We start from the raw sequence: 14,419 nt of genomic DNA, 5'->3' as shown, positions 1-14,419 counted from the left end.
ACAACATCAAGCGTCAAAATGCCCCGGAACTGCGGGAGACACTTGTCTCCCGCAGGCTCGATCAAGCCTCGACCAGCTCTTCCAGCGCCGGATAGTCGATATAGCCTTCCCCGCCCTGGGTGTAGAAAGTCGAAGGATCCGCCTCACTCAGCTCCGCGCCTTCGCGCAGGCGACGGGGCAGGTCCGGATTGGCGATAAACGGCACGCCAAAGGCCACCGCATCCGCCTGGCCCCGGGCGATTACGGCATCGGCCTCCGCACCGCTGTATCCCATATTAACAACCAGGTTGCCACGGTAGTGATCCCGCACGGGCGATATCACATCTGCCTGCTGTTCACCGAAAAAGTCGGCACGCATCAAGTGCAGATAAGCGAGGCCATATTCATTCAGGCGCTGCGCCAGCCAGGTGACCAGGCCGACAGGATCGCTGTCTTTCATGCTGTTGAAGCTGTTCAGCGGCGACAGGCGAAGCCCGACCCGGTCCGCGCCCCATACGTTACAGACGGCATCGAGTACTTCCAGCAGCAGGCGCGCGCGGTTTTCAATCGGGCCACCATAGGGCCCCTCCCGGAGATTCGCGCCATCGCGCAGGAATTCGTCCAGCAGGTAGCCGTTGGCTCCGTGTACTTCAACGCCATCAAACCCCGCGCGTTTGGCATTCTCCGCGGCGATCGCAAAGCCCTCGACAATTTCCGGAATCTCGTCATCGCGCAGCTCACGGGGGACCGTGTAGGGCTTTTTACCGGCCGGGGTATGGACTTCATCGTTGGTAATCGGCAATGCACTTGGGGCGACCGGCTCACGGCCGTCGTTTAGCAGTGGATGACAGGCGCGACCACCGTGCCAGATCTGCAAAAAGATTTTGCCACCCTTCGCGTGTACGGCATCGGTAACCTTCCGCCATCCGGTCACCTGAGCTTCGGAGTAGATGCCCGGCTCGCGCCAGAACGCCGAAGCCCCCTCCATTGCCATGGTGGCTTCCGCAATGATCAGGCCGGCAGTGGCCCGCTGGCTGTAGTATTCCACCATCAGGTCCGTAGGCACATGCTCTGCATCGGCACGGCAGCGTGTCAATGGCGCCATCAGGACCCGGTTTTCCGCCGCAACGGCGCCAAGTTTCAGGGGAGTAAAGAGATCGCTCATATCTGTTCTCATCCTCGATAATGCGCCCTGCCCCTCCAAGTCCTGTTCGGGACAGAGTGGCACAGAGACTTCTTCGACCTTACGGTGCTGGAGAGCACTGGTGCAGTGCTCACCGGGTCAATCGAAGGTATTCACGGTAAAAAAGGATTGTGGGCGATAGAGCGAAATTTTCGGTAACTGGAACCTGCCCCATGATTGCTCAATTCTACAACTGGGATGCTCTCTGAAAAGCTGCTTATCGAGCCTGCTGCAGTGGTAAGCAGAGAAAGCCATGGGTGATTTTATTTTGCCGCTTCAGAACGGTGACCGCAGGAATCGTCCAATTGCATTGCGGGCGCTCTCGCAAAGCTACGGCATGCCCTTCTTCACAGGGCAATGTTCAGGCCTCCTGCTATTAAACATGCAGGATCACCCGGCGCCGTCCCCGATGGTGGCGGTGTTCCCACAGGAAAATCCCCTGCCAGGTACCGAGCATCAGGCGGCCATCCTTCACCGGCACCGACAGGCTGGTGGCGGTCAACGACGCCTTGATATGGGCCGGCATGTCGTCGGGGCCCTCCATGGTATGGGTATAGAGCGGGTCATTCTCCGGCACCAGGCGGTTCAGCCACTGCTCCAGGTCATGGCGGGCCGAGGGGTCCGCATTTTCCTGGATCAGCAGGCTTGCCGAGGTGTGCTGGATAAAGAGAGTGCACAGCCCCTCGCTGGCTCCCTGTGCCGCCAGCCAGCGCTCTGCCTCGGCGGTGAATTCATGCAACCCCTGTCCACTGACTGCGACTTCTATCTCTCCTACTGCCACGGGCAACCTCCTTCCTGTCGTGGAACGAATTTACTGGTACGGGGCCATTCATACGGGAACGGCTCCTGCGCCGGACTATCTTTATGGGGGATTATACGGCCGGGCTGCAGATCGTTATAATCCGCGCCCCTGTTCCCGGCCACAGCGACTGGCCCCTGTTTGAGACTGTTACCGGTATGGCCCTGCATCGAGTAAACACCGACGATTATCCCGCCCAGCTGCAAGAGAAGGCGGAACGGCTGCGCGAGCGCTACAGCGCCTATACCGACCTGGCCCCAGAGGTGTTCCCCTCCCCGCCCAGTCACTACCGGCTGCGCGCGGAATTCAAGGTCTGGCAGGAAAAGGGTACTGCGAACTATGCCATGTACCGCCAGGGGGAATACAAGCAGCCCTTTATCATCGAGGAGTTCTCGGTTGGTTCTGAACTGATGAACCGCCTGATGCCTCAGGTGCTGGAAGCGGTGAATGCCAGCGAGATACTGCGCAAGCGCCTCTTCTCGGCGGAGTTCCTCACCACCCTGAGCGGTGATGCACTGGTTACCCTGATCTACCACAAGAAGCTGGATGAGGAATGGGAGCGCGAGGCGCGGGCCCTGCAGGAGCGGCTCGGCTTCCCCATCCTGGGCCGCTCACGTAAGCAGAAGCTGGTGCTGGAACGGGATTACGTCATCGAGAAGTTGCAGATCGGGGACAGGACCTACCAGTACAAGCAGGTCGAGGGCAGCTTCACCCAGCCCAACGGGGAAATCTGCCGGGCCATGATCGGTTGGGCCATGGATGCCTGCCGGGACAGCGAAGGCGACCTGCTGGAACTCTACTGTGGTAATGGCAACCTGACCATTCCCCTGTGCGAGCACTTTGACAAGGTACTGGCAACGGAAATCTCCAAGGTCTCGGTCGCTTCCGCACAGGAAAACATTCGCGCGAACGGCATCACCAACCTGGATATCGTGCGCCTGTCCAGTGAGGAGTTCACCCAGGCGATTGACAAGGTGCGACCGTTCCGCCGCCTGCGGGATATCGACCTCGACAGCTATGACTTTTCCACCGTGCTGGTGGACCCGCCGCGCGCGGGGCTGGACGCGGACACCTGTGCCATGGTCGCGCGCTTCCCGCGCATCCTGTATATCTCCTGCAATCCCGACACCCAGCTGGAAAACCTGGCGGCGCTGAGCAAGACCCACCGCATAGAGCGTTTCGCGCTGTTCGACCAGTTTCCCTACACCGACCATACCGAGACCGGCCTGCTGCTGGTGCGGCGTTAGTCAGCGGCCGCCCTGTGCCTGCGATTCCCGTTGCAGGCGTTTTTCCAGCCGCTGCCGGGCCGCCGCAGCGTATTCCTCACATGCAGACTGGTTCACCAGCGGCTCGGTGGCGCCGGGACCCAGCCGTTGCCACAGGCGGCTGGCGGAGGGATGCGTTGTCACCAGGATATCGCAGTCCAGCTCCCCTACCCGCTCAAGGGTCTCCCTGAGCGCCGGCAACAGATCGGAATCCGTGTAGCGGAATACATCGTCCGAAATCGCGGTAAGGCTGTCGGCATAGACCATCGACCGGCAGTTGCCACTGCCATCGCAGCTTTGCCAGGTCCAGCTGGTGCCGCCCGGGGTATGCCCCGGGGTCGCAACTGCCTCCAGCTCCAGTGGTCCCAGCCGCAGGTGGTCCCCGTCCGCGATGCGCCGTACGGATGAAACCGGGGCGAACTCTTGCAGGCTCAGTAACTGCGGGTCACCGCGATCGCTGGCGCCCCGCTCGAGCACCTCTGCCGCGGGCGCCCGCGCCACCACAGTGGCACCCGTGCGCCGCTGCAACTGTGCGATCCCACCGGCGTGATCGAAATGTTCGTGGGAGTTCAGAATAAAGCGGACATCCCCGGGACGGAATCCCAGCGCGCGGATACTGTCCTCAACCAGCGGCGCGGCGCCGGCGGTGCCACCATCCAGCAGGATATGACCATCCGCCGAGGTGACCAGCACCGCACTCAGCCCACAGGTCCCCACATACCAGGTATTGGCAAAAATCCTTGTTGCCGGTGCCGGGGACTCCCAGCCATCATCATTCCGGCACTTTTCACTGGCCGCCTGCACAGTGCCGGCCAGGCAGAAAGTCACACAGATCGAAACCAGCATTTTCGGCAACATAGGATTTCCCTTTTTCTTATTTATTTCGGGCCAGTGGCAATTGTCAGAACTGCCTGCCCAGGATCCGTTTGGCCGCGTCCAGGGCAAAATCCCGGTATTCCTCTTCCAGCGCCACCATTTCATTTTCAAACCTGAACCGCTCTTTCGGCGAGAGCTTTTTCCACTCCTGCAGGATGGGGATATGGTCAGTCTTGTCGGCAATGGTGTAGAAAGCCACAAATTCATCTTTCACCGCCTGCTCCACCTGCAGCGCGTCGAGCAACACGCGAATACGGATTGCGGCCTCGGTCATGCCGACCCCCTCGTCCAGCAGTGTCCGCGCGATGATCTGGATACTGTCGTTGACCCGCTGGCGCTGCTCTTCTGCCGCCTGCTCCAGTTCGGCCAGCTGCTGTTTCTGTTTCCGGGTCGCTAACTGCAGGCGGCGCACGTAGTAGCCCGCCACCGCGGCCAGCGCAAAGATGATCAGCGCTGCCAGTACCAGCAGCCAGGTGGGAAACTCGGTCATAACAACCCCTTCTACGACAGGATGGATTCCAGGATCGCCAGCCCCAGGCTGGCGGTGATAATCGACAGCAATGTGCTGAGCGCGACAATATTGGCGGCCAGCTGGCTGTTGCCGCCGAGCGCGCGCGCCATGATAAACGAAACCGTGGCGGTGGGGGCGGCAGCCATCAGGAACAGTACCCCCAGTGACTGTGATGGCAACGCCAGCAGCCAGCCACAGCCGAGCAGCACCAGCGGCACCAGCAACAGCTTGAATGCCGATGCGCCCACCGCCCCCGCGGAACTCTGGCGCAACTGGCTCAGGTCCAGGCTGGCGCCGATGCACAGCAGGGCCAGTGGCAGGGTGATGGAAGCCAGGTAATCCCCGGTCTGCAGCAGGATTTCCGGCAATCGCAGGCCCAGCTCGCGGAAAACCAGTGCCAGCACAATGGCGATGATCAGCGGGTTCTGGGCAATATCCCGCAACAGGCGCCGCCAGCTGAAGCGGGTTTGCAGGCTGTAGGCCGCAAACAGTGTCACGGCCGCCAGGTTGTACAGGATCGTGACCACTGCCATCAGCAGTGCCGCCTGCGCCAGGCCACTGTTGCCGTAGGCATTCAGCGCCCAGGCCAGGCCGATAATCCCCAGGTTGCCGCGGAAGGCGCCCTGGATAAATGCGCTGCGGTCCCCGTGTGCGAGCGGTCGTGCCGCCAGCCATGCCAGCGGCATCGTCAACAGGGTGCCGGCGGCCCCGGCCAGCAGCAGCGGCCACTGCTCGGCCAGCTCCGCACCGGAAGTGAAAATATTGATAAACAGCAGCACCGGCAGCGTGATCAGGTACACCAGCTGCGACGCATCGTCGACAAACGATTCCCGCAGCAGGCCCACCTGCGCCAGGCAATAGCCGATCAACAGGGTAAGGAAGATGGGGCCGGTAACCGACAGCGCAAAGGCGAAAGTTTCCATCGGCAATCAGCTTTCCAGCTCGGGCGATTCCCCGGTACTCACTTCCAGCTCTGCCTCTGTCTCTGTCTCTGCTTCTGCCTCCGGTTCCGGTAGCGCGGCCCGGTGGGCGTCTTCCGCCTTCTCGCGCAGGGCCGGGTCGATTTGCTTGCGGGTCTTGGCACCCAGCTTGCGCAGGCTGTCGATTCGCTTGACCGCATTGCCGCGCCCGCTGGCAAGCCGCTTGTAGGTCTGCTGGTAGGCTTCCTCGGTCTGGCGGATGCGGTTGCCCAGCTCGTCCAGGGCCGCCAGCACCATAGAGAACTGGTCGTGCAGCTTGCCCGCCTCGGCGGCAATCTTCTCCGCGTTTTTGTTCTGCTTCTCGTAGCGCCAGATGTTTTCCACCGTGCGCAAGGTGGCCATCAGGCTGGTGGGGCTCACCAGCACGATATGGCGGTCATAGGCATAGCGGAACAGGCCCGGGTCGGCCTGCATGGCGAGCATGTAAGCGGCTTCGATGGGCACGAAGATAAAGACGAAGTCCAGCGAGCGCACACCCTCGAGCTGCTCGTACGCCTTCTTGTTCAGCCCTGCGATATGGGCCCGCAGGGAGTTCACGTGCTGCTTCAGGGCCTGGGTACGCTGCTCGTCGGTCTCCGCCGAGGCGTAGCGCTCGTAATCGGTCAGTGAGACCTTGGCATCGATGATCAGGTCCTTGTTTTCCGGCAGCCGTACGATCACATCCGGCTGGCGACGCTTGCCGTCACTGGTAATGGTGACCTGGGTCTCGTATTCACGCCCCTTCTGCAGGCCGGACTCCTCCAGCAGGCGCTCCAGCACCACCTCGCCCCAGTTGCCCTGGACCTTGCTGTCCCCCTTGAGGGCCGAGGTCAGGTTGAGGGCCTCATCGCTGATACGCTGGGTCTGCTCGCGCAGCGCCTTGATCTGGCCCAGCAGGGAGTTGCGCTCGGCATTCTCCCGGTCGTAGACATGCTCCACCCGCTTGCGGAAATCCCCCAGCTGGCGCTCCAGTGGGTCCAGGCTCTTGCGCAGGCTGTCCTCGCTGCGCCGCACGAATGCCTGCTGTTTTTCCTCAAAGATCCGGTTGGCCAGGTTCTCGAACTGCTCCGCCATTGCCTTGCGGGTCTGCTCCAGCAGCTGGCGTTGCTCCGCCAGCGCCGCCTCACTCTTTTCCACCAGTACCTGGCTGCGAACCAGGCGCTGGGACTTGTCCGCCAGTTCCGCCCGCAGCTTGTCCTGCTCGGTTACCAGCTGTGACTCGCGCTCGCGGCTGCCCTCCAGCCGCGCCCGGGCCACACCCAGCTCGTTGCGGCAGGCCTCCAGCTCCGCCCGCTGGGTTTCAGTGTCGCTGCGCACCTGCTCGAGTGCGCGCAGCGGCCCGCGGCGCACCAGGGCACAAAGGCCAATGGCTAACACCAACACCACCAGTGCGGCGGCCAGGACCTGTTCCGCGTTCAACTGCAGGGGAAATACTTCCATAGGGGGACTCTGTTTCTGGTTTATTGCGTCCGGATGGAATGGATCCTTGCGGGAGCCGAAGCCGCGTGGACACGCCGGGATTTTGGTATGCTTTCGGCCAAGCGGACCCGAGTGATGCAACTGGATGCCATTCCATTGAGCGACGCACATTCTAACAAGGGCGGCAATCGCCCCCCAAGTGCCTTGATTTTCGATTCCGGGGTGGGTGCCATCAGCATCGCCCGGGAGATACGCACCCTGCTGCCGGGCCTGACCCTGCACTTCGGGGTGGATAACGGCTTTTTCCCCTACGGCGACAAGAGCGAGGAGCAACTGCGCCCGCGGATCGTGGCCACTGCGACTGCGATGATGCAGCGCTGCGGGGCGGATATCCTGGTAGTGGGCTGCAATACCGCCAGCACCCTGGCCCTGCCGGAGCTGCGCGCCGCCCTGCCCGGCCCCGTGGTCGGCGTGGTGCCGGCAGTCAAGCCGGCGGCCCGGGCCAGCCACACGGGCACTATCGCCCTGGTGGCGACCGAGGGTACGGTGAATCGCGACTACACGCGCGGGCTGATCCGGGATTTTGCCGATGGCGCACAGGTCATTAACGTCCCGGCACCGGAACTGGTACGCCTGGCCGAGGCGAAGCTGCGCGGCGAACCGGTCTCCCGCAACCAGCTGGCGCCGGTGCTGGCGCGAATCTTCGACGTGCCGGGCGGCGACCGGGTTGATACGGTAGTGCTGGCCTGTACCCATTTCCCGCTGCTGCGGGAGGAACTGGATCGCTACGCGCCGCAACCGGTAGAGTGGCTGGATTCCGGTGCCGCGATCGCCCGCCGGGTACAGTGGTGGCTGGGGGAGCTGGAGCTTACCCTGGCCGGGACAGCCAGCGACGGCGCCCTGCTGATGACGGCCGCGGACACCGGGGGCCGGATCGCCACCGCCTTCAGCGAGTTCCCGCTGCACAGTGAGACCATCGGCCCGGGACCCGCTGCGCCCGCTTCGGCGCCGGATCGCAAACAACAACAGAAACACCAATAACCCACCGGTCGGGGACCATCCCATGCTGCAACCGGCGTTTCCCGCGTTGGACATCCTATCCCAGCTGCCCGAGGGCGGGCTGCTGCTGACACCCAATAATCGACTGCGCAATCGCTGCCAGCAGGTCTATGCGAGCAGCCAGCGAGACCGGCAGAACTGGGCGCCCCCGGCTGTGGAATCGCTACAGGGCTGGCTCGACAGCACCTGGTTCCGGCTGCAGCAACAGGGCTGGCAACCCGCGTGGAAACCGGTACTCAACCCGGAACAGCGCCAGCTGCTGTGGCAGCGCGCCCTGGACCAGACCATCGAGCGCCAGCTGCTGAACAGCCAGCAGCTGTGCCGGGACGCCGATGCCGCCCTGTCGCAGCTGCTCCAGTGGCGCATCCTCGACCTGGGACAGCTCCAGGGCGAGGCGTTGGAAGACGCCATCGGCCCGCACCTGGAACAGTTCGCCCTGGCCCGCGACGCCTTTCCGCTGTTCGACCTGGTGCAGGCCTTTATCCGCGAACTGGGTGAGCGCGATGCCATCACCCCCGACATGCGCGACCTGCTGCTGGCGCGCGCGTTTACCGAGGGCGTGCTGCCCCCCCTGCCCCGCATCGCCATGGCGGGATTTGCGCAGGTCTCACCGCTGGCTGAACATATCATTGGCTCGGCTGCCGCTACCGTCGAGCGCCACCCGGTTACACGCCTCGACAGCCGGGTCAGCATCGTCCCCTGCGCCGACCTGGAGGAGGAGCTTTACAGCGCCGCGCGCTGGGCCGCCCGGCACCTCTCCCGGGATTCCCATGCCAGCCTGGGCATCGTGGTCAATAACCTGGGCCAGTGCCGGGCCCTGGTGGAAACCATCTTCGCGCGGGTACTGGAACCCCAGGCCCTGGACCCCGACCAGCCCCGCTACACCCTGCCCTTCAACTTTTCCGCGGGTACTCCCCTGGCCCAGACGCCGGTTGGCGGCGGTGCCCTGCAGTTACTGGAGATCCTCCAGGACCAGTGGGACTACTCGCAGCTGCGCAACCTACTGTTCAACCCCTTCTGGGGCGCAGCCAGCGAGGTTCAAGATGGCCAACCCGGCCCCGCGGCTGCCGATGAGGACAGCGAGACCGCCCTGCGTTGCGCCCTGTTCCGCCAGCTACAGAAACGCGAGCTGTGGCAGGTGCGCGGCGACACCCTGCGCTACTGCGCCGAACAACTGGCGGAAAAGCTGGAACTGGCGCAGCCGGTCCTGCCCCGGCAGCTGGAGACGGTTGGGGACTGGGCGCGCCGCTGGCACAAAGCCCCGGCGGAAACCTGGGCAGAGCGATTCTCCCGCGTGCTGGGTGCCCTGGGCTGGCCCGGGCCGCGCAACCCGGACAGCCAGGAGTACCAGCAACTGAGCCTCTGGGAGCAGGTACTGGAAGAGCTGGCGGCACTGTCGCCCTTCACCGGTATCCTGACCCTCAACCAGGCGCTGCAGCACCTGCGGCGCATTGCCAGCCGCACCCCCTTCCAGGCGGAAACCCGCGACGGGCCGGTACAGATCCTCGGGGTCCTGGAGGCCGGCGCCCTGTCCTTTGACCACCTGCGGCTGGTGGGATTTGGCCAACAGCAGTGGCCGCCGGCCCCGGCGCCCAATCCACTGTTGCCGGTACAGTGGCAGAAACACTGGCAGATGCCCCGCGCCAGTGCCGAGCGCGAACTGGAACTGGCGGCGGAACTCACCGCCGACCTGCTGGGCGCCAGCGGTGAGGTCGACGTCAGCTATGCCCGCGAGGCCGACGGCGTCGAGCAGGGTTTGAGCGCCCTGTTCCCCCCGCAGCCCCCCTCCACCCGGCAACCGGAAAGCGGAGTGGCCTGCGACAGCGACGCTGCAAGCGGCTATACGCTGGCGCAACACTACCGCGCACTGGCGCAGTCCGCCCAACTGGAAACCGTGCCGGACCCTGTGTTTCCCGCCCTGCGCCCTGCCGAGTGCGCCCCGGTACGGGGCGGCTCCGGGGTGCTCAAGGCCCAGGCCCTGTGCCCACTCAACGCGCAGCTGCATTACCGGCTGGGGGCCGTGACTTACAACGCACCGACCCTGGGCCTCAACCCGGCCGAAAGGGGCAAGCTGATGCACGAGGCGCTGGCGGAATTCTGGCAACGCTGCGGCGATTCTTCGCAGCTGCACCAGCTTTCCGATGAAGCGCGGGACAGCACCATCAGTGCGTCCGTCACGGAGGCAATTCGCCAGGTCCGCCGTCACCAGGCGCACCTGCCAGAAGGCTTCTGGCGCCTGGAACAGCAGCGCCTTGAGCGCCTGCTGGCACAGTGGCTGGAGCTGGAAATGACCCGGCCGGGATTCCGTGTGGAGGCCACCGAGTTCCAGCAGGCAATGGAAATCGGCGGGCTGCGCTTCGAGCTGCGCCTGGACCGCCTGGATCGCCTGCCGGATGGGGCTGCCATGGTGATCGATTACAAGAGCCGCCAGCCATCGGTAAGGGACTGGCAACAGGAGAGGCTGCGCGAGCCACAGCTGCCCATGTACGCACTGGCCCGGCCCGATGCCCGTGCCATCGCCTTCGGCCAGGTACGCTTTGGCGAATGTACCTGGAGTGGCACCGGCGAACTGGAGCAACCGGTGGCCGGCATCAAGGCCGTGGGCGACCTGGAGAAAGACGGCCCCTTCGGCAACTGGGCACAGCTGGCGGAGCACTGGCAGCAGAGCCTGGAAATGCTCGCCACCGAATACCGCACCGGTCATGCCTCGCTGCAGTTCGACCGCATCAAGAGTGACAATTACGAGAACCTCTGGCCGCTCAACCGCTGGCCGGAACGGGAGCAGTCCCAATCATGAGCGAATTCGACCTGGTACAACCGGGCCCTCAGGCACCGGAAGGGAGCGATACCCAGGCAAGCACAGCCGGTGAGACCCGCCGGCCGGCCGATGCCGACGCCCGCGCCGCCGCCCTGGATATCACCCGCAGCTTTGCCGTGTCGGCGCCGGCCGGCTCCGGCAAGACCGGGCTGCTGACCCAGCGTGTACTCAAGTTGCTGGCCCACAGCCGCCAGCCCGAGGATGTCCTCGCCATCACTTTCACACGGAAAGCCGCTGGCGAGATGCGCGAGCGCCTGGTCCGGGCGCTGCTCCAGGCCCGCGATGAACCGCGCCCGGGCAACCCCCACGACGCCGTCACCTGGGACCTGGCCCGGCAGCTGCTGGAGCAGGACCAGCGCCATAACTGGCAACTGCTGAAGGCGCCCCAGCGGCTACGCTTCCAGACCATCGACGGCCTGTGCCGCAGCCTGGCCAGCCAGCTACCACTCGACAGCGGCCTGGGTGCGCCCGGGGAGCCGCTGGAACAGCCGGCTGTCGCCTTCCAGATGGCCGTGGCAAAACTGCTGGAGGGGCTCGCCAGCGAATCTCCCGACCCGGCATTGCAGCGACTGCTGCTGCACCTGGACAACGACCTGGGCCAGCTCGACAAGCTGCTGCAGATGCTGCTGGAGAAACGCGAACAGTGGCTCGGCCAGCTGGTGGGTATTGGCAGCAGCGACAGTGCCGACGCACGCGAATACTTCCATTTCGTCGTAGACGAAATGACAGCGGAAAACCTCGAGCGGCTGCAAGGCGCACTGGGTAGTGTCACCGGCGAACTGCTGCAACTGGCGGACTACGCCGGCGGCAACCTGCAGCGGGACAACCCGGCCCATCCGCTGGCCCGCTGCGCCGGCATCAGCGGCGCCCCACCGACCGACCACGGCGGGCTACCCACCTGGACGGCGCTGACAGAGTTACTGGTGACGGCCAGGGGCGAGTGGCGCAAGGGCGGCGGCCTGAACAAGAAACTGGGTTTTATCTCCCCCGCCAAGACCGACCCGGGGTACGACCGCGCCCAGGCGAACAAGGCACGCATGAAGGACCTGCTGGCAGAACTGGCGGACAACGACGCACTGCTGGCGGCAATCAATGAAGTGCGCCGCCTGCCCTCGGCACTGCCGCAGCAACAGTGGGACCTGCTGGAAGCCATGGCGGAAGTCCTGCCACGGCTGGTGGCCCAGCTGAAGCTGGTATTCCAGCAGCTGGGCGCCACCGACTATACCGAAGTGGCGCAGGCGGCACTGGTAGCACTGGGTGACAGCGATGCGCCCACCGACCTGGCGCTGAAACTCGACCTGCAGGTGCAGCATATTCTGGTCGACGAGTTCCAGGACACATCGCAGATGCAATTGCAGCTGCTGGAAAAACTCACTGCCGGGTGGCAGCCGGAGGACGGTCGCACCCTGTTTATCGTCGGCGACGGCATGCAGTCCTGTTACGGCTTCCGCAACGCCAACGTGGGAATCTTCCTCGAGGCCCGTGCCCACGGGATTGGCGAGGTAGCGCTGGAGCCGCTGGACCTGCAGGTAAACTTCCGCTCCGAAAGCGCGGTGGTGGACTGGGTGAACCAGGTATTCCGGGGTGCTTTCCCGGCGCAGGACAATATCGGCCGTGGCGCCGTGCGCTACCTGGATTCCATCGCCTTCCGCGGCAATGGCTGGCCCGCCCCTGCGGTTCAGTTCTACGGTTGTATCGAAGACCCGGACCGGGCGGCGGAAGCTGCGCAGGTAACCCGGCTGGTGCAGCAACTGCAGCAAAATGATCCCGGCGGGCGCATTGCCATCCTGGTACGGAAGAAAAAACACCTCGACCAGGTACTGCCGGCACTGGCCGCTGCAGGCATCCCCTACCAGGCTCCCGAACTGGCGCCGCTGGCCAGCAAGATGGTGATCCTGGACTTGCTCAGCCTCACGCGTGCGTTGCTCGACCCCAGCGACCGGCTCAGCTGGCTCGCTGTGCTGCGCGCCCCCTGGTGCGGGCTCAGCTGGGCCGATCTCCACACCCTGGCCAACTGGGGCAACGGTGAGCGCCCGGCTACAGATGCCACAGCCCTCCCACTGCTTGCGGCCATTGCCAGTGCAGGCACCATCGAGGGCCTTTCCAGTGACGGGCGCGAACGCCTGCAGCAGGCGGGCAATGTGCTGCTGCGTGCCCGGCAACAGCGTGGCCGCAAACCCCTGCGCCTCTGGATTGAGGGCCTGTGGCTGGCATTGGGTGGACCCGCCTGCATTGCCAGGACCACCGAGATCGAGAACGTGGAGGATTATTTCCGGCTGCTGGAACGACACGACCAGGGTGGGAGCATCGGAGACTGGCAGCAGTTCCAGCTGGCGCTGGAGAAGCTTTTCGCCCGCCCGGGCGAGGACGCGGCAGTCCAGGTAATGACGATCCACAAATCCAAGGGACTGGAATTCGAACATGTGTTGATTCCCGGACTGGACCAGGGCGGCAAACCCGGCGGCGACCAGTTATTGCGCTGGGCCGAGTGGCTCAACAGCGACGGTGACAGCCGCTTCCTGCTGGCTCCCAAGAGTGCCCGCGGGGAAAAGGACCCACTGTTCGATTACCTCAAATACGACAATAACGAACGCGAGCGCCTGGAGGGCACACGCCTGCTCTACGTGGGTTGCACCCGGGCCATTCGCTCCCTGCACCTGCTGGCCTGTGTCCAGCGCGAAGACAAGAAACCGGGCTTCAAGGCTCCCGGCAGCGCCGCGCTACTGGCTGGTATCTGGCCCGCTTTGTCAGAGTCCACGGAATGGTGTCACTGGATTGAGCCGGATGAAATAACGGCGAACGAGCCTGGCGGCGACAGTTCGTCCGGCGACCGGGACTTTTTCCTGCGCCTCCCGGCACGCTGGCAGGCACCAGCAATCCCGGCAACCGAATGGCTGGCGCCCTACCGCATGCCAGACTATCGCCCGCGGGAAAGTGACGAACCCAATATCCCGGAGCTCGGCCGGGTCGCGCAACGCTGGCTGCGCCACGCCGGCACCGTCGCCCACGAAACCCTGGCCACCATCGCCGAAACCGGACCCGGTCAATGGGGTGACAACCGTATCGAGGCGCAACGCCCGCTGTGGGACCTGCGCCTGCGCCAGCTGGGCCTGCACGGTAACGGCCTGGCGACGGCGCGGGAAAAGGTGGAGCTCGCCATCCGCAATGCCCTGGGGTGCACCCAGGGCCGCTGGCTGCTGGACCACAACCACCGCGATGCGGCCAGCGAACTGGAAATTCACAGTGGCGGGCGACAGTTGCGACGCCATATTGTGGATCGCACCTTTATCGATACCGATGGCATCCGCTGGATTGTGGATTACAAGACAGCAGAACCGCTGGACGGGCAGGATGAAGCGGAGTTTATTGCGGCCCAGGTAGAGCGCTACCGGGGCCAGCTGGAGAATTACCGACGGCTATTCTTCGAGCGGGGCGAGCGGGATATCCGCTGCGCCCTGTACTTCCCCCTGCTGCGACGACTGGCGGAGTTCTGATCCCGGCTGCGCCACAATACCGGCATGGAGCCTAAAGGTTCATCCTAATCAACGGCG

The 14,419-nt window shown here is 64.3% G+C and carries 10 protein-coding genes; 4 read left to right on the top strand and 6 right to left on the bottom strand.

What is annotated here, in order from left to right; genetic code table 11:
• Nucleotides 1-61: 61 nt before the first annotated feature.
• On the bottom strand, nucleotides 62-1,144 hold the full coding sequence (locus LVE68_RS00960) for an alkene reductase (RefSeq protein ID WP_232942306.1): 1,083 nt from the start codon (nucleotides 1,142-1,144) through the stop codon (nucleotides 62-64).
• Between the two features lie 394 nt (nucleotides 1,145-1,538).
• Nucleotides 1,539-1,943 (bottom strand): secondary thiamine-phosphate synthase enzyme YjbQ, encoded by a 405-nt coding sequence (locus LVE68_RS00955; protein WP_232942304.1) that lies wholly within the window; start codon nucleotides 1,941-1,943, stop codon nucleotides 1,539-1,541.
• Between the two features lie 176 nt (nucleotides 1,944-2,119).
• Between LVE68_RS00955 and trmA the strand changes: the two genes are divergently transcribed.
• On the top strand, nucleotides 2,120-3,208 hold the full coding sequence (gene trmA, locus LVE68_RS00950; protein ID WP_233006745.1) for a tRNA (uridine(54)-C5)-methyltransferase TrmA: 1,089 nt from the start codon (nucleotides 2,120-2,122) through the stop codon (nucleotides 3,206-3,208).
• Here trmA and bla read toward each other — a convergent pair whose 3' ends face one another.
• The 4 genes from bla to rmuC are packed head-to-tail and all read right to left on the bottom strand — an operon-like array spanning nucleotide 3,209 to nucleotide 7,012.
• On the bottom strand, nucleotides 3,209-4,084 hold the full coding sequence (bla, locus tag LVE68_RS00945; protein WP_232942302.1) for a subclass B3 metallo-beta-lactamase: 876 nt from the start codon (nucleotides 4,082-4,084) through the stop codon (nucleotides 3,209-3,211).
• A 43-nt stretch (nucleotides 4,085-4,127) separates the two neighbouring features.
• Nucleotides 4,128-4,592, bottom strand: a complete 465-nt coding sequence (locus tag LVE68_RS00940; protein WP_232942300.1) for a DUF2489 domain-containing protein — start codon at nucleotides 4,590-4,592, stop codon at nucleotides 4,128-4,130.
• Between the two features lie 11 nt (nucleotides 4,593-4,603).
• Nucleotides 4,604-5,536: an AEC family transporter gene (locus LVE68_RS00935; RefSeq protein WP_232942298.1), complete on the bottom strand. Its 933-nt coding sequence runs from the start codon at nucleotides 5,534-5,536 to the stop codon at nucleotides 4,604-4,606.
• A 6-nt stretch (nucleotides 5,537-5,542) separates the two neighbouring features.
• Nucleotides 5,543-7,012, bottom strand: coding sequence for a DNA recombination protein RmuC (rmuC, locus tag LVE68_RS00930; RefSeq protein WP_232942296.1), 1,470 nt, complete (start codon nucleotides 7,010-7,012; stop codon nucleotides 5,543-5,545).
• Nucleotides 7,013-7,099: 87 nt separating this feature from the next.
• Between rmuC and murI the strand changes: the two genes are divergently transcribed.
• From murI to LVE68_RS00915, 3 genes are read left to right on the top strand one after another with little or no spacing between them, the layout of a single operon-like run.
• Nucleotides 7,100-8,032: a glutamate racemase gene (gene murI / locus LVE68_RS00925; RefSeq protein ID WP_232942294.1), complete on the top strand. Its 933-nt coding sequence runs from the start codon at nucleotides 7,100-7,102 to the stop codon at nucleotides 8,030-8,032.
• A 46-nt stretch (nucleotides 8,033-8,078) separates the two neighbouring features.
• Nucleotides 8,079-10,847, top strand: coding sequence for a PD-(D/E)XK nuclease family protein (locus LVE68_RS00920; protein ID WP_232942292.1), 2,769 nt, complete (start codon nucleotides 8,079-8,081; stop codon nucleotides 10,845-10,847).
• Complete coding sequence (locus tag LVE68_RS00915; RefSeq protein ID WP_232942290.1) at nucleotides 10,844-14,362, top strand: UvrD-helicase domain-containing protein; 3,519 nt, start codon at nucleotides 10,844-10,846, stop codon at nucleotides 14,360-14,362. The genes LVE68_RS00920 and LVE68_RS00915 overlap by 4 nt, the downstream gene beginning before the upstream one ends.
• Nucleotides 14,363-14,419: the final 57 nt, after the last annotated feature.

The sequence above is a fragment of the Microbulbifer sp. YPW16 genome (genome assembly GCF_021290385.1).
In the GTDB taxonomy this organism is placed as follows: Bacteria; Pseudomonadota; Gammaproteobacteria; order Pseudomonadales; family Cellvibrionaceae; genus Microbulbifer; species Microbulbifer zhoushanensis.
Note: the sequence above shows the minus strand (reverse complement) of the source record. Positions and strands in the feature narration are given on the sequence as shown.

What these genes read in the sequence shown, in the direction of transcription:
- LVE68_RS00935 (WP_232942298.1), bottom strand. Translation starts at nt 5,536, where the DNA reads ATGGAAACTTTCGCCTTTGCGCTGTCGGTTACCGGCCCCATCTTCCTT.
- LVE68_RS00960 (WP_232942306.1), bottom strand. Translation starts at nt 1,144, where the DNA reads ATGAGCGATCTCTTTACTCCCCTGAAACTTGGCGCCGTTGCGGCGGAA.
- LVE68_RS00940 (WP_232942300.1), bottom strand. Translation starts at nt 4,592, where the DNA reads ATGACCGAGTTTCCCACCTGGCTGCTGGTACTGGCAGCGCTGATCATC.
- LVE68_RS00915 (WP_232942290.1), top strand. Translation starts at nt 10,844, where the DNA reads ATGAGCGAATTCGACCTGGTACAACCGGGCCCTCAGGCACCGGAAGGG.
- murI (WP_232942294.1), top strand. Translation starts at nt 7,100, where the DNA reads ATGCTTTCGGCCAAGCGGACCCGAGTGATGCAACTGGATGCCATTCCA.
- trmA (WP_233006745.1), top strand. Translation starts at nt 2,120, where the DNA reads ATGGCCCTGCATCGAGTAAACACCGACGATTATCCCGCCCAGCTGCAA.
- rmuC (WP_232942296.1), bottom strand. Translation starts at nt 7,012, where the DNA reads ATGGAAGTATTTCCCCTGCAGTTGAACGCGGAACAGGTCCTGGCCGCC.
- bla (WP_232942302.1), bottom strand. Translation starts at nt 4,084, where the DNA reads ATGTTGCCGAAAATGCTGGTTTCGATCTGTGTGACTTTCTGCCTGGCC.